Here is an 18,698-nt window from a genome sequence, read left to right as displayed (position 1 = left end):
AACAAACGAGCCCATCGCTTCTTCCTGAATTTCGAGGATGCCTGGTGGGCCGAACACACGACTTGCGTTTCCATAGACCGCAGCGCCGCCAGCATCCTGGCGGCGTTTTATTATCCCCTTTTACCGACAGAGTAACCTTTTACTGGAGAGAAAAATGAAATCCTCGAACCAATCGTCCACACAGCGTCCTTTACGGACCCTTTCGATCTTCATCCTGGTCCTTACGCTTTCAGCGCTCCTGCTGACCGCCTGCAGCCCGTCTGCTGCGCCGACTGCAACGACGGCTCCCGCCGCAGCCGAAACCAATACCGCAACGGCTGCCCCGACCGCCAACGATGGGACTGTTTCACCGACCAGCGCGCCCATTCACCTGACCATCGGCGTCTCCCCCGTCCCGCACGGCGACATCCTCAAGTTCGTCCAGGAAAATCTGGCCGCCAAAGCCGGCCTGGATTTGAAACTGGTCGAGTTCACCGATTACGTTCAGCCCAACCTGGCGCTGGCCGATGGGACCATCGACGCCAACTTCTTCCAGCATGTGCCCTACATGGAGGATTTCGGCAAGCAGCATAACCTCGACCTGGTCGCCGTGGTCGCCGTGCACATCGAACCCCTGGGCATCTATTCGAACAAGATCCAGTCTCTGAGCGATCTTCCGGATGGGGCCGTGGTGGCCATCCCCAATGACGCCACCAACGGCGGGCGCGCGCTGAAGCTGCTGGAGGCCAACGGCCTGCTCAAGTTGAAGGACGGCGTGGGCTACGCGGCCACCGTGCAGGATATCGTTGAGAATCCCAAGCACCTGGACATCAAGGAACTGGAAGCGGCCCAACTGGTGCGCGCATTGGACGATGTCAGCATCGCGGTGATCAACGGGAACTTCGCCATCGAAGCCGGCCTCAAGCCCGCCAGCCAGGCGCTGGCGCTGGAAAGCGGCCAGGATAATCCGTACGCCAACGTTCTCACGGTTCTCAAGGGGCACGAGAGCGATCCGGGTATCCTGAAACTGGCCCAACTGCTGACCTCGCCCGAGGTCAAGAAGTTCATCGAAGACAAATACGAGGGCGCGGTCATCCCCGCGTTTTAATAAGAGGAATCAACCACGGAGACACGGAGGACACGGAGAAGAAATTTAGTGGAGAGAGAATAGAGATTCTATGTAGGTCGGGTGGAGGGGCTGTGAAAAACCTTCCATGAGAGCATAATGCCCGGAAACATCGATGATTGCCCCTCCACCCGACGTCCTGCGCTCTTTGACCCTCTTCCTCTCTTCCTACTCTGAGTCCTCTGTGATCTCTGTGGCTAGAAAGTTCTTCCATGATCGATATTCAAGACGTCTATAAGACTTATACCAGCGGCGAGCAGGCGGTGGAAGCCCTGCAGGGCGTGACGCTGCATGTGGCCAAAGGCGAAATCTTCGGTGTGGTGGGGCCCAGCGGCGCCGGCAAGAGCACGCTGATTCGCTGCGTCAACCTGCTGGAACGGCCCACTTTGGGCAGCATCCGCGTCAACGGGCAGGAACTCACCGCGCTCACGCCGGCCGAACTGCGCCTGGCCCGCCAGCGCATCGGCATGATCTTTCAGCATTTCAACCTGCTCAGCTCGCGCACGGTGGCCGGCAACGTGGCCTTTCCCTTGGAAATCACCGGCGTCGATCCGGTCCAACGAGCCGAACGCGTGCGCGAACTGCTGGCCCTGGTCGGGCTGAGCGACAAGGCGAACGCCTACTCCGCGCAGCTTTCCGGCGGACAGAAGCAGCGCGTCGGCATCGCCCGCGCGCTGGCCACCCAACCCGACGTGCTGCTGTGCGATGAAGCCACCTCGGCGCTTGACCCGCAGAACACCAGCGCCATCCTCGAACTGCTGCGCGATCTCAACCGCCGCCTGGGCCTGACCATCCTGCTCATCACGCACGAGATGAATGTGGTGCGCCAGATTTGTGATCAGGTGGCCGTCATTTCCGACGGAAAGATCATCGAGCAGGGTTCCGTGGTGAATCTGGTGGCGCGTCCCGGCACGCTGCTTTCGCAGGCCATCTTTCCGCCCATCGAAGCGCCCCTGGACGCAAATGGCGGCAGGAACGTCACCATCACCTTTGTGGGCGATGCCGCCGGTCAGCCGGTGCTGGCCAGCCTGGTGCGCAAGTTCGATGTGGATGTCAACATTCTGGGCGGCAGCATCCAGACGATTGGCGGCCAGCGCATCGGCCGGCTGCAGGTGAAACTCGCCGGCGCCCAGGTGGACGCTGCCCTGGTCTACTTGCGGAGTCTGGGTTTGAACGTGGAGATGAACTGATGGACTGGTCGATCTGGCTTCCCAATCTCTGGACGGGCACGCTGGACACGCTTTACATGGTGGGCGTGGCCACACTTTTCACCGTGGCGCTGGGGCTGCCGCTGGGCGTGCTGATGGTCACAACCGACCGCCAGGGGCTCACTCCCAATACACCGTTGAATTTGGTTCTGGGCGCGATGATCAATGCAGCCCGTTCGCTGCCCTTTATTATCTTACTGGTCGTGGTCATCCCCCTTACCCGCCTGCTGGTAGGCACTTCCATCGGCGCAACCGCAGCCATCGTACCGCTCTCGCTGGCTGCCATTCCCTTCTTTGCGCGCGTGGCTGAAAGCGCGCTGCGCGAAGTGGACCGCGGCCTGGTGGAGGCGGCCCAGGCCATGGGCTGCTCGCCCTGGCAAATCATCCTCAAGGTGCTCATTCCCGAGGCCTTGCCTTCGCTGGTTTTGGGTGTGGCGCTGACCATCATCAGCCTGATCGGTTACTCGGCCATGGCCGGAGCCATCGGCGGCGGCGGCCTGGGCGACCTGGCCATCCGCTACGGTTACCAACGCTTCGAGACCACGGTCATGATCGTGACCGTCGTGCTCCTGATCGTGCTGGTGCAGGGCATTCAGGCGCTGGGCAACCGCCTGGCCAGCCGTTTATCCCACCGGTAAAAGAAAGAAGGATCAGCATTGAGACAGGCCACCCGGTGGAGTGTTGGTGGACATGGAGAAGAAAAATAAATGGGAGAGCAGACCACTGATTACAGCAATCCGATAAAGTGGCGATATTACTGACCCTGTCTAGCACGCCAACCGGAAACCGGAAGAGCCAGTAACAATCCGCCCCTCAAAAACATTCTTGAGGGGCGGTATTTTTGAAAGCGTTCCAGGCGGCGCGGCCAATCGAACAAGAACGGATGCTCTCTTTACGCTGAAAGTCGGCCAGGATCATTTGGCATCAACACGTCCGTTACCCCAAGCCCTCGTTTGAACATCGTTCGCCGATTCAGCCAGACGATGAGTACAGCAGCCGCGATCCACAAAAGGTTGTCCCAGGGTTGGGCATCAGGCCAGATGGGGTTCATCATTTGGAAGTGGTACAGGATGGCAATCAGCAGGCTGCCGCGTGAAGAATTGAACAGCGGAGTCAAGATAACCGAAATGGCAATGATACCCAGGAAGTAAGGCCCTGCTGACCAGGTGGTCTGTGGCATCCCGCTGATCAGAAATGCAGGGATGTGCCAGAAGGCCCAAATTCCACCCAGGATCAAGCCAGCCCAGAAGGGAGAGAATTTTCGCTGCAGGAAGGGTAGAGCTAACCCCCGCCAGCCAAACTCTTCGAGGGGGCCGAGGAACAAGGCGAGTGCGAGCGCTGGCAGCACTTGATACCAGGGTGAGAATGGGAATGGGTCACGGATGGTACCCTTGATCGCAGCACCGGCAAAAACCACGGCGGGAATCCCCAGGACGAGGAACAGCCACCACAGACGAGGCGCGCGCCACAACGTCAGACGGTGAAAGAAGCTGCCCAGCCCCTTCAGTCCAAAATATCGCCAGATCGTAAACACACCGGCAATGCCGGGGGCGTAGATCGCGAGAAGGATCAGCGGGTGGCTGAAGCTGACTTCACCAAAGACGGCGTTGATTTGGTCTGGGAACAGGAGGAAGAGCGTAGCAAGACCCCAAGTTAGGCCGAAAGTAAGGACCAAAAATAAAGCAAGTATTTTTGTTTCGTTTCTAGGCGCTCTTCCCGATAGAGAAGATTGGATATTGGCACTTGAATTCATAGCAATTTCCCTTTTCATGATTGAATAATGACTTTGATCTATTTCTCCCGATTTGCGTGGGGGAAAAACAGATACCCTCGAGATTCAGGAGTCTTGACCGTTTTGGGCGTATCGGTAGCCGATACGACGATCCAATCGGGATTTCCTTGTCCCGCCTGATGCGTTTCCAGGGCGTGAAGTGAATACCTTGAGACCCGACCGGGAGGTGATTCAAGACCCTACGAACAGTCTCAGCATGCCTGCCAAAGCGAATAAAACGTTGATCATCGCAGTAATCTATACGCGACCGCACAGGAAAAGTTGCACGCGCTTTCAGATCGGGGTTGAATCATTCAAGGCAAACCTGTTTCTTGAATTTCACTTCACAAAATAGAGTCCTTCATAGGGGCTCCGTATTTTCGAGCAATAGAGATATGCCCGCATTTGAAATTTGATTCCGGACCCCAAAAATGATTTTCTTGAAAACAATTAAGCCCCGCACGTGTTTACCCCCTTCTGTTATCAGACTTAAAAGGCGGGACAATTTTCTTATTTGCCCAGGAATGCAGGGGAAAATATAAAAATCTCGAAGATTGTAAAATCCTTCGAGATTTTTTACTTCACTGTTTCAAATTCAGAATCACTTCACGCGTCTCGCTTCACGAACCACGTTCTTCAGGCATGAAACAGGAATGTCAGTAACTCCTCCGGGGTCACCCCAAAGAAATATTCCCCGATCGGCAGACCGGCAATCTTAGCGCCGACCTCGGCCTCCTGATAGCGTAAACCCATCAAGGCGCTTTCCAATTCGTTCAGTTCGCGCCCGGAGAAGAAATCGCCGTAAAAGCGGATGTTGTGAATGAGACCCTTTTCCACCTCGATGCGCGCATCGATCTCGCCGCTGCTGAAACGCTGCACGCGCTGCACATTGAACTTGGGCGACTGGCCGTAATTCCAGTCCCAGGTCTGGTAACGTTCGACCGAAAGCTTGTGGACGGCCTCCCAGTCCGCGGCGGTCAGGTGATACTGCGGAATGCCGTCCTCGGCGCGCAGAATATGCTGCAGAATGCGCTGCCGGAAATCCAGGATGTCCATATCAGCGCTGAGAAATTCGCGGATGTTGGCCACCCGGCTGCGCACCGATTTGATGCCCTTACTTTCGAACTTGGTGGGTTTGGGGTTCAATGCATGTGACAGCACGCTTAAATCGGTGTTCAACAGCAGGGTGCCGTGGCTGACCATGCGCGTGCGCGAGATATACTGCGCGTTGCCGGAAACCTTGCGCCCGTCGACCAGAATGTCGTTGCGCCCGCCGGATTCGGCCGGGACGCCCATCTCTTTCAAGGCCTCCACGACGGGCTGGGTGAATTTGACGAAGTTTTGCACATTTTCGGGTTTGTTTTGAGTGATGAAGCTGAAGTTCAGGTTACCCAGGTCGTGGTAGACCGCGCCCCCGCCAGACAGCCGGCGCGTGATGTGAATGTCGTGCGCCTGAACGTACTCCTGATTGATCTCTTCCAGCGTGTTCTGGTGCTTGCCAATGATGATGGCGTGCTCGTTGATGTAAAACAACAGGATATCATCCTCGCCGGGGAAATTGCGCAGCAGATATTCCTCCAGGGCGAGATTGACGTAAGGTTTGTAATTTTCTTCATTATCGACAAAGATCATGGCACGGACCTCCAGCACAATTCAGGTCTTTCGTGAAGCGAATTATAACTTGATCGGTCAAGTTCCTCCAGCCGGCTGTGCGGTGGCCATTTCGGCTCAATCATCCGCGCCGGCTTCGACGACTGTGGGCGCGAAGCGCGCCTGGCTGCCCAGGCGGAGGTGCAGAAAGTAAAAACCCAGCGCCGAAACAGCGCACAGCCCGCCGCCGACATACCACAGCAGGTTGGGGTTGTAGTTATCCAGGATGACGCCCGCCGCGCCAGGGCCAATGGTGGCAGGCAGCGTCCACATCAGGCTGAAAACCGCCATGTAGCGCCCGCGCATCTCAGCCGGCGCGAAATTGGCGGCCAGGGCCTGCATGGACGGCATGATAATCATCTCACCCATGGTAATGATCACGACTGCCGACACGAAAAGCCAGTAAGCCGTAACAAAACCAAACATGCTAAAGCCGAGCATGTAAAACAGCGTCCCAAATGCCATCAGCAAGAAAGGAGCCTTCGATTTGATCTTGCGCGTGACCCAAAACTGGAACAGGATCACCGTAATGGCGCTCGCTGTCATCAGAAAGCCGTATCCCTGGGGTTGGATGCCATGCACGTCCCGCAGGTAGACTGATAGCGAGTTATACATCTGCTGGTAGACCAGCCCCATCAAGATGCCCGCCAGCAGGAAGGCCATGTAGGCCCCATCCCGCAGCACCGCGCCGTAGCCCTTGAAGGTGGCCAGCATGCTCTCGCGCGGTTCGCCCGCTTTGGGTTCGGGCTTGGTCTCGGCGATGAGGAAATAGAACATCACCGCCACGATCAGGCTGATGACCACGTCGATCACGAACAGTAGGAAGAAATTACGATCCGCAATAAAACCGCCGATGGTGGGCCCGATGATCCAGGCCAGGTTAGCGACGACGCGCAGGATACCAAAACCTTCCTGGCGTTTATGTTCCGGCAGGATATCAGCGATCATGGCCTGGTGAGCCGGGCCAGCCACGTCCGAAAGCAGCCCGATGACAACCGCCAGCAGCACGAGCACGCTGAATTGATTCACCAGCCCCAGCGACAGCGTGCTGAGCGCGCTGAACACCAACCCAAATAAAATCAACTTGCGCCGGCCAAAGTGGTCGGCCAACGCGCCGCCGACAACATTGCCGGCCAGACTGGAGATCGAAAAGATTCCCAGCACCAGGCCGGCCTGCGTCATCCCGACATTGAAATGCCCGGTGATATAGAGCGACAGGAAGGGGAACAACAGCGTCCCGCCCACGCGATCGACGAAACCCACCAGCACCACCAGCCAGAACTTGCGCGGAAATTCGTGATAGATCTTCTGGAAACGGCTAATCATAATCACCTCAAAATCGAACCGAGGAATCGATCACCACGGAGACACGGAGAACACGGAGAAGAATGAATTATGGAGAAGAAAAACCTTTGAGCAAACGGTAGAATACCTGGGCCAAGCCTGAAAATGGGTAAGATAATAGCCAAAAATCGAACTAATTTCCCATTTTTCTCCTCTCTCTTTATATCTCTCTTCTCCGTGTCCTCCGTGTCTCCGTGGTGAATTCCTCTTTATAAACCCCAAAACGCCGGTAAGCGCTCGGATCGACGCGCGTCAGGCGCTCGCTGCCAGGGGAGAGCAGGTAGAAGCCGCCGTTGCGGTGCAGGATAGGAATGCGGCGGCGTTTTTCAGCAAAAAAGGCGCGCATCTCTTCCGAGGTGGCGTAGTAACTCTCGTACTCGTCCGGCCACTTCTCAAAAAGCACATCATAAGTGCGGATAAACTCGGCTCGATAAGCCGATGTGACGCATCCCAGATTGGAGATCACCCAGCATTTCTCCTCGAACTCCCACTCGTAAGCCAGCCCGATGAAGCGGTCATCGGCGGTGATATAAGGAAAAAATGGGAACTCGCGGCAGCTCGATGCGCGAAATTCGCGCTGGCAGTGTTCCGGACCCAGGCAAGCCAGCAGGGTCAGGTGCTCGGGAGTCTGCTCTTGCAGGGTTAGCGGGTCGACCGGCTCGCAGGCGCACTCGTCGCCGCGCCATGCGTGCCACAGGTCGGTGCGCGGTCGCAGATAGTCCCACTCCTGCCGGAAAGCCACCGGAACAGCGTGGCAGATATCGCAACAGAAGGGTTTGCCGCTGGCATTGTATGGCGCGCATTTCTGGCCGCAGTCGAGCTCCGTTACCGGCGCGGCGAAGCCTTCGTAGAAACGGCGGATATCCAGGCGAGGAGAAAAAGGAGAAGAAGCCACAGAGGTCACAGAGTTTGATGGAATTAGCAAGAATGAGAAGACTGCAAAGTCCTCTCATTTTATCAGAAATCACCCACCGGGCTGGTCTAGTATTTCGTGGGTCAGGGGCTGATGGCCTCTTTGAGACCCGTCCTGGCGCTGCGAGATCGGGATTCCAGACGCCCCTCATAGATGCGCAGCAGCACCACCGCGCTCAGGATGAGCAGGCTGCCGCCCAATTGTACGGTCGTCAGGCGCTCGCCGAGCAAGCCATAGGCCAGCACGACGGTAAAGGCCGGCTCGAGGGTGACGATCAGATTGGCCAGGCTGGAGGGCAGGTAGCTCAGGCTGACGTTGTACAGGCCAAAACCCACCAGCGTTGGTCCGGCTGCCAGCAGCAGCAGCATGCCCCAGCCTTTCCAGGCGTCTCCTAGCCACAGCATTTCGGCCGGAACTGTGGCCGCGCCGGGCAGTTTGAAGGGTAAGAAGTTATAGATCAACAGAAATGCAGACGCAAAACCAAAGGTATACAGCAGCGTGGTCCACGAATTCAAACCCCGCTGGGAGGCCGTCCGTCCCATCAGGGAGTAGATCGCGTACAACAGTCCGGAGACAATGCCGGTCAGGATGGCCGGCAGGTTGCTGCGCCAAACCGCCGGGTCGTAGGCCCCGGCCACCAGCACGCAGCCGCCCAGACTGACCGCCACCGCCAGTCCGCGCGCCCAATCCAGGCGCTCGTGCAGCAAGCGCCAGCCCAGCAGCGCCGTGAACGCTGATGAACAGTACACCAACACAGTCGCCACCGCCGCGCCATTCAAGACCACCGACAGCGTCCAGAGCGCGTTGAACAGCGAAAGCGCCAGACCATAACCTGCCAGGAAGGCCAGGTGGCGGCGTTCGACGCGCAGCAGGCCCGGGCGAACAATTCCCAGCACCGGCAGCAGGCTGAGCATTACAAACAGGTCGCGCCAGAAGGCCAACACCAGCGCTGGCAGGCCATAGGTACGGGTCAGGTAGCCGATCAAGATGCCTGTGGTGGACAGGATTAGGGCGCTGACAAAAGCCACCGCATATCCGCGGGCGAGTCTTGGAGTCGAGTTCAGGTTTCCATCCGGCATGGGTTCTCATCCTCACAGGGTCGATATCAAGTCTTGATTGTATGCCAAACTGGCTTGATTGTTAGAGCCAATTACTGTGAATAATAACCATACCACTTGAGGATTTGGTTATTGTTTCCGGGTTATTGTTCTATAATTCTAAATAATTTACCAGGCCATTCCAACGGAGCACGGTATGCGCATCCCAATCGACCGAAACAGCGAAATCCCGCTCTACCGGCAAATCGAGCAGTATTTTCGCCAGGCCATCCTTTCCGGCAGTCTGACCGCTCAGACGCGTCTGCCCGCCAGCCGGACGCTGGCGCATGACCTGGGAGTCAACCGCATCACCATCGAGACTGCCTACGGCGAACTGGAAGCGGATGGGTTGGTCTACACCCACCCTGGCAGCGGCGTATATGTGCTGCCGATGCCGGCGCAGCCCGCCCGGCAACCCGCGCCCATCGATGCGCTTTGGCCGCTCTGGCAGCAGGAACTGGCTCTCCAGCCGGCTGAGGCGAGCCCGAGAGTCCCGGCCGCTTCCCCCGGCTGCATCGATTTTTCTCCCGGCGGCGGGGCATCCGATCTCTTCCCGGTCGAGGAGTTCCGCAAAGTACTGCAAAACATCCTGCGCCGCGAAGGGAACGCAGCCCTGGAATACGGCGATCCGTGCGGTTACGTGCCGCTGCGCGCCACCATTGCCCAGGTGCTGGCCAGCCAGGGTCTGCAAACCTCGCCCGACAACGTGCTGATTACTTCAGGCTCCCAGCAGGCCATTGCACTGGTCTGCCAAACGCTGCTGCGACCCGGTGATTGCATCCTGGTCGAAGCACCCACCTATGCCAGCGGGTTGGAGTTGTTCCACGGATTGGGGCTGAAGGTGATCGGCGTACCACTGGACGAAAACGGCTTGCAAATGGACGCGCTGGAGACCGCTCTGCAGCAGCATCACCCGCGCCTGATCTACACCATTCCCAACTTTCACAACCCGACAGGGGTCTGCCTGAGCGCAGCCCGCCGCCGCACCCTGCTGGAATTGTCCAGGCGCCACAATGCCGCGGTGCTTGAAGATGACTTCGTCGGCGATCTGCGCTACGAAGGCCGCGCCCTGCCGACGCTCAAATCACTCGATCCCGGCGGGCAGGTCATTTATGTGAGCACCTTTTCGAAAATGCTCATGCCCGGCCTGCGGGTCGGTTTTATGGTCGCGGACGGGCCGGCGCTCGAGCGGTTGGCGCGGCTCAAGCGCACCACCGATCTGGCTACCTCCAGCTTCATCCAGCGCGCGCTGGAGAACTACGTCACCATCGGGCGCTATCAGGCTCACCTGCGGCGTTCCTGCCTGCTCTATCGGCGGCGGCGCGACGCTGCCCTGCAGGCGGTCCGCCGCTGGCTGCCTGAACAAACGCGCTGGACAGCGCCCCAGGGCGGATTGTTCCTGTGGCTGCGCTTGCCGCCGGGGATGGACAGCGCGCGGCTGCTGCCGTTGGCGCTGTCAGCCGGGGTTTCGTTTGCCCCAGGCCGATCCTTTTTTGCCGACGGCTGTTCCGGCGCGGAGGCCCTACGCCTGAACTTCACTTTGCTGCCGCCCGAGCAGATCGATGAAGGTATCCAGCGTCTTGCCCGGGCGCTGGATCAACTGTCCAGGAGTGATTGACCGGTGATCGCCGGCTGCCGGTTCTTCCGGAAAAATGCATCGATTGGCCCGGCCAGACCCACCAGCACATGCCCGGCGTCCGGCAGCAGGTGAATTTCGGCGTGCGGCAGCAGGCGCCCCAAGCGTTCCGCTGTCTTTTGCGACGGCAGCAGGGTATCCTTCTCACCCGCGTACAGGAGCACCGGCATATCCAGACGGCCCAGTTCAGCGTCGCTGAACAATGGGATCACCTCCATGCGCGGTGAAAACTGCTCGCTGATCCGGTGTATGTAGGCCATCAATTCGTCCGGGATCGGCACGCCGCTGTAAACCATGCGCAGGATCGAGTCGCGCCCGTTTTTCCCGTCCAGACTGTAGAGGATCGTTTTAACCAAAAAGGACATCTTCTGCGGACAGATGCCCGCCGGGCACATCAGCGCCAGACCTTGTACGCGCTCAGGATGGGCCGTGGCAAATTTGAGCGCCATCCAACCGCCCAGCGAGATTCCCGCCAGGCAGGCGTCCTGGATGCCCAATTCCTGGAAGAGATCGAGCAGCCAGTCTGAATATGCTGATTCGGCCAATGGCGGCCGCACCGGCTCGCTCTGGCCGGGTTCGCCGGGAATATCCGGCGCATAAATGCGGAAGTGCTGCGCGTATTCCTGTACATCCCCGGTCCACATCAGCACATTCGAACTCGAACCATGCAGCAGGATCAGCGGCCGCGCAGCCGGATCGCCGCAGGCGGCCACGAAGGTATTGCCCAGGCGACTGGGGATGCGCAGCGTCTCGAACGGCTGCGGCCAGCGCGCCAGGATTTCCGGGTAGATCGCCAAAATGGCTTCCCGGCCGGCAGCGGATTTAAAGATAACCGGGGTTTTCGTCATTTCAACCTCCCTCATCGATCAACCAGCGTTCCGCTTCCGCGGACCTGGTAAAAAAGTGCAGTTCACGATTGCGCCGGTTGGCCTCCAGCACCAGTTCGGCGAAACGCCCGCGGTGGGCCTGCTCAGACGAAAGCACCAGCGCGCAGCGGATGTGGTAATTGCTAAATTTGAGCAGGATCGCTCCGGCCAGTCCCGTGCTTAATCGAAAGAAGTCTTCGTTGAGGCACCCGGCCGGCAGTAAAAGGTTTTCGGTGCCGTTTTCGCCGCAGGCCGCCACCAGATCCAGCGCATCGCGTTCGCTTTGCACCCGGCTGTCCGGTCCATCCGGGCTGCATGCGAGAAAGCTGCGATTGCCCGTGCTGATCAGCGTATAGTTCATGGCTGCTCTCCCATTTCGGCCAGGCCGGCGCGAAGGCTTTGCGCCCATTCCAGCTCCAGCCGGTCATGCGCGATCAGATTCTCGTTGATCTGCCGCCAGAGAAAATCCTCCCGGTTGGATCGGGCGGGATAGAGCCAGCGGCGCACCTTCTCTTGCAGCAGCAACAGGTGCGTTTCGACTTCCCCGGCATAACGTTCCACCAGGGCTGCCAGATCGGCTGCCGATAAGGCATCCGCCCAGGCCAGTTGGATCAGGAAGGCATTGTGGCGTTCGGGCAGTTCCGGGGTGGTCAGCAGCCATTCGTGCAGCTCCGCCCGGCCTTTTTCGGTGAGGGTGTAAATCTTGCGCGCCGGCAAGTTTTCCTGTTCCTGCACTTCCTGGCTCACCAGTCCGTCTTCATGCAGCTGCACCAGCGTACGATAAATCTGGTTGTTGCTACCCGACCAGTAGAACAGCTCTGAATCCGAGATGATTTTCTTCAAATCGTAACCGGCAAAGGACTGCCAGCTCAGCAGGCCTAGAATGGCATATTGGATGGTCATTTTGTGAATCCTCGATCGTAGGTTTATACTGACATATGTTATTTATAACATACATAACGTAAAATTGCAACCTGCAATTTCCTCAGAATCGCCAATCACGAATTTGTTTTAACCAGATTTTTATCCGTTCTATACAAGATTTGAACATCTGGCTGCTATCCTGATCTGCACACACAAAGAAACGCATCGTTTCCGTGTGCGGAATCGAGACGCTTATGATCGAAACAGCCATCCAACCCATCGATATCATGCTGGTGCTGCCCGGCGACGAGCTGTGGGGCGCGGAACAACTGCGCGCCGACCTGGCCGCAGCCGGGCTGCGCTTGATGGCTGAAGATGAGTTCAGAAACGGCGAGCAAAACGGCCATCGAAAACCGGCTGCAATTCTGGTTTTTCTTTTGGGACAGTTGGAGCAGGATGTGGCCGTTTGCCGTAAATGGGTCAGCCTGCGCCAGGGGCCGGTCATCGCCGTCAGCAAACAAAACGCCGAAGACTACGTGCTGGCGCTCTTTGCGGCCGGAGTGGAAGATGTTGTCCAACGCCCCATCAAATCGCACGAGCTGGCGGCGCGCATCCGCAGCATTCTGCGCCGGTTGCAGCCTGCGCTGATCAAAACTCAGCCGCGATCCGTCTTACCCGGCATTCCCAACGCCTCAGCAAGCTTGCCGAAACGAAGAACCTCACGCATTCAATGGTCCTTATCCGGGTTGCATAAATGTCTGACGCCCAAAAACAGGATCCGTTGATCGTTTTACCGAACAGGGAAGAAAGGAACTTCTTTATGAAACAAAAATTGACTTTCATCAGCATTTTATTGGTGATCTTATTGGCCGCCTGTGCGCCGGCGCAAACTGCCGCCACCACTCTGCCCGTAATCGCCACCACGACCACACCCATTGCTTCGTCCAGCACGGTGCAGCAGGTCGAATACAGCCCCGTTGTCTCCGTTGATAGCGCGCTGCTGGCCACGGTGCAATCCGACTTCGAACAGATCTACAAGAACGTCAATCCCTCCGTTGTCAACATCCAAGTGACCGAAAACACCGGTTATGGTTCATCCAGCGGCGAAGGCTCCGGCTTCGTCTGGGATACCCAGGGGCACATCGTCACCAATAACCACGTCGTTGAAAACGCCAGCGCGATTACCGTCACCTTTGCGGACGGCGCCACCCTGGACGCGAAACTGGTCGGAGCCGATCCGGAGAGCGACCTGGCCGTGATTCAGGTGGATGCCAGCGCGGCCGAGCTACGCCCGGTCACCCTGGCCGATTCGCAAGCCGCGCAGGTGGGCGATTTGGTGATTGCCATCGGCAATCCCTACGGCCTCTCCGGCACCATGACCCAGGGCATTATCAGCGCTCTGTCGCGCTCGCTGACCGTTGATCAATCCAACGCTTATACCACCGGCAGCTATACCATCCCGGATATCATTCAGACGGATGCCGCCATCAACCCGGGTAACTCGGGCGGCGTGCTGGTAGACGTTCAGGGGCAGGTCGTTGGCGTAACCGCTGCCATTCAATCCACCAGCGGCTCCAACTCCGGCATCGGTTTCGTCATCCCGTCCCACATCGTCGAACAGGTAGTGCCTACCCTGATCACGGATGGCTCGTATGCCCATCCGCGCCTGGGAATCTCCGGGGCCACGCTGACGCCTTCACTGGCGCAGCAGGCCGGATTGAGTGAAGACCTGGTGGGTATTTTGGTGGTGACCGTCACCCCCAACAGTCCGGCAGACAAGGCCGGTCTGGTGGCCACCACGCAGCAGTACACCCGGTCCGGACAAATGACGGTCAGCGGTGGGGATGTGATCACTGCCATCGACGGCCAGGCTGTCAAAACCTTCGACGAACTGACCTCTTATCTGTTCAACAGCACCCAGGTCGGGCAGACCGTCCAGTTGACCATCCTGCGCAATGGAGTGGAAAAGACGGTCCAGATAACGCTGGAGGCAACCTCGAACTGATCGATGCCTTATCCTTCACGGCTGCACCTGCGTTCGAATGCAGGTGCAGCCTTTTTTATTCCCGTGTAAAAAAAGATACCACAGCACCTTAACGTTCGATAAATGGCAGGAAGACTTGTTTTTCGCGAACGATCCCCAGAGAATAGATCGAGTCACACATGCCGCCATAGGATTCCCAGAAAACTGTAGAACCATCATCGTATGGTATAAATCCATGGATTCTCAGTATGTAAGTGCCGGCCTGGGAAAAATACCCCCTCAGTTCAGCGCCGCTTCCCTGATTATCCTGGTTAATGCTATAAGTCCCGGTTAAATAGCTGCCATTTCCGTCCCACAATTCCAAATAGGTACCCATATCCCATCCCAAATCATAGGTATAAATATGATAGATGGTATGCTTGTCTACATCCGATTGAGGGACCTCGAACCGCACCCAATCAAAATCATCTTGTGAATGAAGGGTATGAAGCTGAGGCTCTGTATAGCTGGAGGCAACATCCTTCGTATCATCGGGTTCAAAACGATCAGCGGCTTCGGGCATGGGTTGCTGGCCGTAATAAGAATACAGGTAACTTTCTGGAGACTCATAGATCATCCATGGGAAAACGCAACGCGGGGCGATATCCACGCGATTGCAGTTGTACATCTGCCAGATATCGTCGGCCTGGATTTGAACAGCATAGTTGCCGTCTGCATCAACAACGCTATCAGGCATAAATCGAAAAGTACCTCCAGGAGAATCTCGACCAACGCCTGCCTGTATGATGCTATTCGCTGGAGCCTTTCCAAAAACCCTTTTTCCGGCGGTGTCAACATTTACCGTCGCATAGGCCAGTTGCACGGTGAATGAACTGCCATCCGGTTTCAATAACAAGATCGAATCGCCGGCTTGAAATTCATAATTCGCCGGACTCAATGGGATTTCAAATTCGCCCGGAGCGCTTGAACTGCTGTTATTCGTCGATAGAAAGGTCAGCGTCGTTTCTCCACGCATTAAATAGGCAATGACCGTCCCATAAGGCGCGTCGAAATGTCCGGAGACGATCCATTTCCCTGGGTAATAGGAAAACGACAAAGGGTTATTTTTGTACAGAGAAACATATCGCTGGGTTTGAAAGCCATCCGCGTCAGTCTGAGTCACATAAAATGTGACTGTTGACGGAATATCGACGCCACCCAATGAAAAAGGCCCCTGTGACGCCACATCCGACTCAAGGCAAAATTTGCCATTTGTGGCTTTAATATGACCTGGCAGGGTAACGCCGGTAATTTGGTCTGTTATATTATCGACATTGACGGTATCCAGACCGACCGTCATCGTTTGGGTGTTTACCCCATCGCTCACTTCGACCTGCCACCCATATGGGATCTTCATGCCGGCTGCGGCGAAGAAACTGCTGGTCGACTCGGGGCGCTGAACGGTCACCGTCTTCTGTTCGACCCCATCTCCATCCAACAACCGGACCGTCAAGGGCGTCGTTCCCTCATACCAGCGTCCCTGAATGGTGCCTGGGTCTGCCAAGACCAGGAGCTTTAGGGTTGTGGGGGCGCTGGATGCATACATATTCCATCCTTCGCCTTCCCGGGTCATAAAAGAAATCCCAAATGCCAGATCATTAACGGATTGAGCCAAATGAAAGCTGTAATTCCCGTTCGAGTCGGCTACCTGTGTCAGGCAGGTGTTTTCGTTATCCGGGCAATGGATCGGTTCCAGGGAGCTTTCGGTTCCGCCCAGGCGCATGGCCACACCAGGCGTGGTGGTTCCGCTGATGGTGTTGTTTACAGCATCGACGTTGATCGTTGGTTCAATAATAATGACCTGTTTCATGGTAATGGTCCCGGTCGTGAGCGTTAACTCATCGCCGGGCCCCCCATCGAAATAATCGTAATAATAACCACTGTCATTGGTTACGCCGGTTTGAGTGGCAAGCAGCACGCCGTTCCGGCGCTGTTGAATGGTAAAGGCCGTGTTCGGCTGCAGGATTACGCTATACCCACCCCAGCGATTGCCGACCAACTGGTATTTTTGAAATGGTCGATAGGTGCCATTGCCATTCGCATCCAGCGCCTCGACAAGACCCGATACGCTGCGATTGAACTGGGTGGAGACCGGCGCGCTATACGTTCCATCCGCATTGACAGCTACCGTCTCAGAGCGAGTCGATAAGGCCTGACAGAGATTTAGCGACTCATACCAGGAAAGCTGTGCCACCACGGAGCGTCCCACAGGCGCGGTGCCTTCCACGCGTTGGCCTTCTGCGTAGGCATAACCCTTCATATCTACCACCACGGTTTGAACGGTGTATCCGTTTGCGCTGATCTGCACCACATCACCCAGTTCCAACGCCCACTGCGCGCCGGGCGCACAGTCATACGAATTGGATGATGGCCAGAAAAGATAGCTTCCATCGTCGCCGCTGATTTGCGAATCTCTGCCAATGACCGTTCCACCCCGCAGCACATGTAAACGAACCGTTGTTTTTCCGCCCACATTTCCTTCGATATACGAGGGAACATTTCCCATATTGATGTGAATGCTGGGCTGCTGGGAACCGCCCGTTGGCGTTTCGCCATTTTGTTGGCGCAGCGAGACTGCCTGCCGCCAGGCGGAGACAGCCGAAACTTCAGCGCGGAAATTATCCGCCGCCGCATGGGTGCATTGAGAAGGAGTCGCGTTATCGGGTTCCACCCTGGCAATAGTGTTTATCGAATTTAAAATAGAAAGCACATCCCGGCCCTGAGATGGAACCGAGTCAGATAAAAAATCAGGCAGGGATTGCGCATCCGTGCTGGTCATAATGGGGATACTGGAGAAAGATTCAACTATTTTGAATGGAGAATCATTCATGGGTTCGCCTTCGGTATTGGAAGGCGTCGCGTTCAAAGGGTTGAAAGTGCCTGAGTCTTTCACCGTTACACGGATGCTATTCAATGCAGGAAGAAGCTGAACATTCGAAATACTTCCGTTCGACAGATACGGCTCGAGATCCTTCAATAGAGACTGGACCTGCTGGTTGTAGAATTCCCTGGCATACCTCTCGGTTTCCTCCTGATCCAAACCTGCCGGAACAGAGAGGGTGATTGGATTCGGGAATGCCAAAACCAGGCGAACGCGTTGTTCAGTTTGCGCCTGTGCGATTGCATAATTCCAAGAACCGGAAAACAAAAAGGATAGAATGACCCCAATACTGAAAAGGCAATTCTTTTTTATTACCATTTTTGATCCTTTATAGGGTTACAACAGGAACGTTTGCATTCCAGTCAATCAATGAAAAACAAACGCGCTCCATTCCTAGAGCACGTTATATCCACTTCTTTGCATGAAAAAATCTCCACAACCGTTGCCCCCAGGCTGAATTTCTTTCATTCATTCACAACCCGTAAACAAGCATCCACCGTTTTAATTATTGGGCTTCAGAAAAACGTATCTCTAAGCCACAGTATTTACTTCACTTATCCTGTTTTTGGCTCTACCTATTTTAGCACTGCCATCAACCAGCCTATTCATCAAAATCCGATGCAATCTAGGTCTTCAGGTGACCGATTTATGCGCCTAACGGCATTTCCTGAATCGCAGACTGCTCGATTTTCCTCCCCATCCGGCCAATAGACACTATTCCTCGAATTCCCTATAATCATCTTCACAGCCTGACATTTTCACGGAGACGCCCATGATCCAAACCTCCGACTTCCAGCAATCCATCAGCAGTCTGTTGGCCGAGGCCTTCGGCGTGTCTTCCAGGGCCGCCTTTCTCGATACCGGTACGTCCGGACTGCTCGGCTGCATCGATTCGATCGACGCCCGCACCGCCTCAGCCGAACTGCGCCCCGGCGACGAGACCATCGCCGCGCACTGCGCCCACCTGCTTTACGATCTCAACCTGTTCCTGGCTTACGAGAAAGGCCAGTCCCCGCAGGCCGATTATCCGGCCAGTTGGAAGGTTCGCAGCCTGAACGAAACCGCCTGGAGGAACCTGCGCCTGGAGCTGCGCGGCACCTACGCTGAGGTGCAGGAGCGTTTGCAAGCCCGCCAGGCCTGGCCGAAAATTGTGATCGATGCCTGGCTGGCGCTGCTGGCGCACATCTCCTATCACGTGGGAGTGATCGCAAAGCTGCGCAGCGCGCTGGAACCCCGCGGTTGACTCCCTGTTACGCGCCCGGGCCGGCCGGCTGGTGGCCAGAACGAACGACAGACTCCCGCTGAACACAGAACTCATCCGCACGTCCGTCAGGACCTGT

16 protein-coding genes are annotated in these 18,698 nt (G+C 56.6%); 7 read left to right on the top strand and 9 right to left on the bottom strand.

Annotated elements, in window-relative coordinates; all coding sequences use genetic code 11:
* The first annotated feature begins 154 nt into the window (after positions 1-154).
* The 3 genes from LARV_RS05415 to LARV_RS05405 all read left to right on the top strand — a co-directional run bounded on the left by LARV_RS05415 (position 155) and on the right by LARV_RS05405 (position 2,951).
* Positions 155-1,087: a MetQ/NlpA family ABC transporter substrate-binding protein gene (locus LARV_RS05415; RefSeq protein WP_083522340.1), complete on the top strand. Its 933-nt coding sequence runs from the start codon at positions 155-157 to the stop codon at positions 1,085-1,087.
* Positions 1,088-1,317: 230 nt separating this feature from the next.
* Positions 1,318-2,295: a methionine ABC transporter ATP-binding protein gene (locus tag LARV_RS05410; RefSeq protein WP_075072671.1), complete on the top strand. Its 978-nt coding sequence runs from the start codon at positions 1,318-1,320 to the stop codon at positions 2,293-2,295.
* Positions 2,295-2,951, top strand: a complete 657-nt coding sequence (locus LARV_RS05405; protein ID WP_075072670.1) for a methionine ABC transporter permease — start codon at positions 2,295-2,297, stop codon at positions 2,949-2,951. Before LARV_RS05410 ends, LARV_RS05405 begins: the two co-directional genes overlap by 1 nt.
* Before the next feature lie 254 nt (positions 2,952-3,205).
* On the opposite strand, the gene LARV_RS05400 is transcribed toward LARV_RS05405, so the two are convergent.
* From LARV_RS05400 to LARV_RS05380, 5 genes are all read right to left on the bottom strand, one after another.
* Positions 3,206-4,066: a type II CAAX endopeptidase family protein gene (locus LARV_RS05400; protein ID WP_075072669.1), complete on the bottom strand. Its 861-nt coding sequence runs from the start codon at positions 4,064-4,066 to the stop codon at positions 3,206-3,208.
* A 654-nt stretch (positions 4,067-4,720) separates the two neighbouring features.
* Positions 4,721-5,716 carry a lipoate--protein ligase gene (locus LARV_RS05395; RefSeq protein ID WP_075072668.1) on the bottom strand — a complete coding sequence of 332 codons (996 nt, stop codon included), beginning with the start codon at positions 5,714-5,716 and terminating at the stop codon, positions 4,721-4,723.
* Between the two features lie 96 nt (positions 5,717-5,812).
* Entirely contained in the window at positions 5,813-7,060 is a 1,248-nt protein-coding gene (locus LARV_RS05390; RefSeq protein WP_075072667.1) for an MDR family MFS transporter, read from the bottom strand.
* Positions 7,061-7,238: 178 nt separating this feature from the next.
* Positions 7,239-7,973: a hypothetical protein gene (locus LARV_RS05385; protein ID WP_152031716.1), complete on the bottom strand. Its 735-nt coding sequence runs from the start codon at positions 7,971-7,973 to the stop codon at positions 7,239-7,241.
* A 101-nt stretch (positions 7,974-8,074) separates the two neighbouring features.
* A complete protein-coding gene (locus LARV_RS05380) occupies positions 8,075-9,070 on the bottom strand; it encodes a DMT family transporter (protein ID WP_075072665.1) in 996 nt (331 codons plus the stop codon).
* 175 nt (positions 9,071-9,245) lie between these two features.
* Here LARV_RS05380 and pdxR point away from each other — a divergent pair, with 175 nt between their 5' ends.
* Complete coding sequence (gene pdxR, locus LARV_RS05375) at positions 9,246-10,706, top strand: MocR-like pyridoxine biosynthesis transcription factor PdxR (protein WP_075072664.1); 1,461 nt, start codon at positions 9,246-9,248, stop codon at positions 10,704-10,706.
* On the opposite strand, the gene LARV_RS05370 is transcribed toward pdxR, so the two are convergent.
* The 3 genes from LARV_RS05370 to LARV_RS05360 are packed head-to-tail and all read right to left on the bottom strand — an operon-like array spanning position 10,685 to position 12,493.
* Entirely contained in the window at positions 10,685-11,572 is an 888-nt protein-coding gene (locus LARV_RS05370; protein WP_075072663.1) for an alpha/beta fold hydrolase, read from the bottom strand. The genes pdxR and LARV_RS05370 overlap by 22 nt on opposite strands.
* 1 nt (position 11,573) lies before the next feature.
* Positions 11,574-11,951, bottom strand: a complete 378-nt coding sequence (locus tag LARV_RS05365) for a DUF4180 domain-containing protein (RefSeq protein ID WP_075072662.1) — start codon at positions 11,949-11,951, stop codon at positions 11,574-11,576.
* Positions 11,948-12,493, bottom strand: coding sequence for a PadR family transcriptional regulator (locus LARV_RS05360; RefSeq protein ID WP_075072661.1), 546 nt, complete (start codon positions 12,491-12,493; stop codon positions 11,948-11,950). Before LARV_RS05360 ends, LARV_RS05365 begins: the two co-directional genes overlap by 4 nt.
* Positions 12,494-12,708: 215 nt before the next feature.
* On the opposite strand from LARV_RS05360, the gene LARV_RS05355 reads away from it, so the two are divergent.
* Positions 12,709-13,239, top strand: a complete 531-nt coding sequence (locus LARV_RS05355; protein WP_075072660.1) for a response regulator transcription factor — start codon at positions 12,709-12,711, stop codon at positions 13,237-13,239.
* A gap of 35 nt (positions 13,240-13,274) precedes the next feature.
* The gene (locus LARV_RS05350; RefSeq protein WP_075072659.1) at positions 13,275-14,459 is read left to right on the top strand and encodes a S1C family serine protease; all 1,185 of its coding nucleotides are present in this window, start codon (positions 13,275-13,277) and stop codon (positions 14,457-14,459) included.
* An 88-nt stretch (positions 14,460-14,547) separates the two neighbouring features.
* On the opposite strand, the gene LARV_RS05345 is transcribed toward LARV_RS05350, so the two are convergent.
* Positions 14,548-17,676: a hypothetical protein gene (locus LARV_RS05345; RefSeq protein WP_075072658.1), complete on the bottom strand. Its 3,129-nt coding sequence runs from the start codon at positions 17,674-17,676 to the stop codon at positions 14,548-14,550.
* A gap of 454 nt (positions 17,677-18,130) precedes the next feature.
* Between LARV_RS05345 and LARV_RS05340 the strand changes: the two genes are divergently transcribed.
* Entirely contained in the window at positions 18,131-18,601 is a 471-nt protein-coding gene (locus LARV_RS05340; RefSeq protein ID WP_075072657.1) for a hypothetical protein, read from the top strand.
* Positions 18,602-18,698: the final 97 nt, after the last annotated feature.

Source organism: Longilinea arvoryzae (assembly GCF_001050235.1).
GTDB lineage: Bacteria > Chloroflexota > Anaerolineae > Anaerolineales > Anaerolineaceae > Longilinea > Longilinea arvoryzae.
Note: the sequence above shows the minus strand (reverse complement) of the source record. Positions and strands in the feature narration are given on the sequence as shown.

What these genes read in the sequence shown, in the direction of transcription:
- LARV_RS05345 (WP_075072658.1), bottom strand. Translation starts at nt 17,676, where the DNA reads ATGGTAATAAAAAAGAATTGCCTTTTCAGTATTGGGGTCATTCTATCC.
- LARV_RS05380 (WP_075072665.1), bottom strand. Translation starts at nt 9,070, where the DNA reads ATGCCGGATGGAAACCTGAACTCGACTCCAAGACTCGCCCGCGGATAT.
- LARV_RS05365 (WP_075072662.1), bottom strand. Translation starts at nt 11,951, where the DNA reads ATGAACTATACGCTGATCAGCACGGGCAATCGCAGCTTTCTCGCATGC.
- LARV_RS05350 (WP_075072659.1), top strand. Translation starts at nt 13,275, where the DNA reads ATGAAACAAAAATTGACTTTCATCAGCATTTTATTGGTGATCTTATTG.
- LARV_RS05405 (WP_075072670.1), top strand. Translation starts at nt 2,295, where the DNA reads ATGGACTGGTCGATCTGGCTTCCCAATCTCTGGACGGGCACGCTGGAC.
- LARV_RS05360 (WP_075072661.1), bottom strand. Translation starts at nt 12,493, where the DNA reads ATGACCATCCAATATGCCATTCTAGGCCTGCTGAGCTGGCAGTCCTTT.
- LARV_RS05390 (WP_075072667.1), bottom strand. Translation starts at nt 7,060, where the DNA reads ATGATTAGCCGTTTCCAGAAGATCTATCACGAATTTCCGCGCAAGTTC.
- LARV_RS05400 (WP_075072669.1), bottom strand. Translation starts at nt 4,066, where the DNA reads ATGAATTCAAGTGCCAATATCCAATCTTCTCTATCGGGAAGAGCGCCT.
- LARV_RS05370 (WP_075072663.1), bottom strand. Translation starts at nt 11,572, where the DNA reads ATGACGAAAACCCCGGTTATCTTTAAATCCGCTGCCGGCCGGGAAGCC.
- pdxR (WP_075072664.1), top strand. Translation starts at nt 9,246, where the DNA reads ATGCGCATCCCAATCGACCGAAACAGCGAAATCCCGCTCTACCGGCAA.
- LARV_RS05395 (WP_075072668.1), bottom strand. Translation starts at nt 5,716, where the DNA reads ATGATCTTTGTCGATAATGAAGAAAATTACAAACCTTACGTCAATCTC.
- LARV_RS05410 (WP_075072671.1), top strand. Translation starts at nt 1,318, where the DNA reads ATGATCGATATTCAAGACGTCTATAAGACTTATACCAGCGGCGAGCAG.
- LARV_RS05415 (WP_083522340.1), top strand. Translation starts at nt 155, where the DNA reads ATGAAATCCTCGAACCAATCGTCCACACAGCGTCCTTTACGGACCCTT.
- LARV_RS05355 (WP_075072660.1), top strand. Translation starts at nt 12,709, where the DNA reads ATGATCGAAACAGCCATCCAACCCATCGATATCATGCTGGTGCTGCCC.
- LARV_RS05340 (WP_075072657.1), top strand. Translation starts at nt 18,131, where the DNA reads ATGATCCAAACCTCCGACTTCCAGCAATCCATCAGCAGTCTGTTGGCC.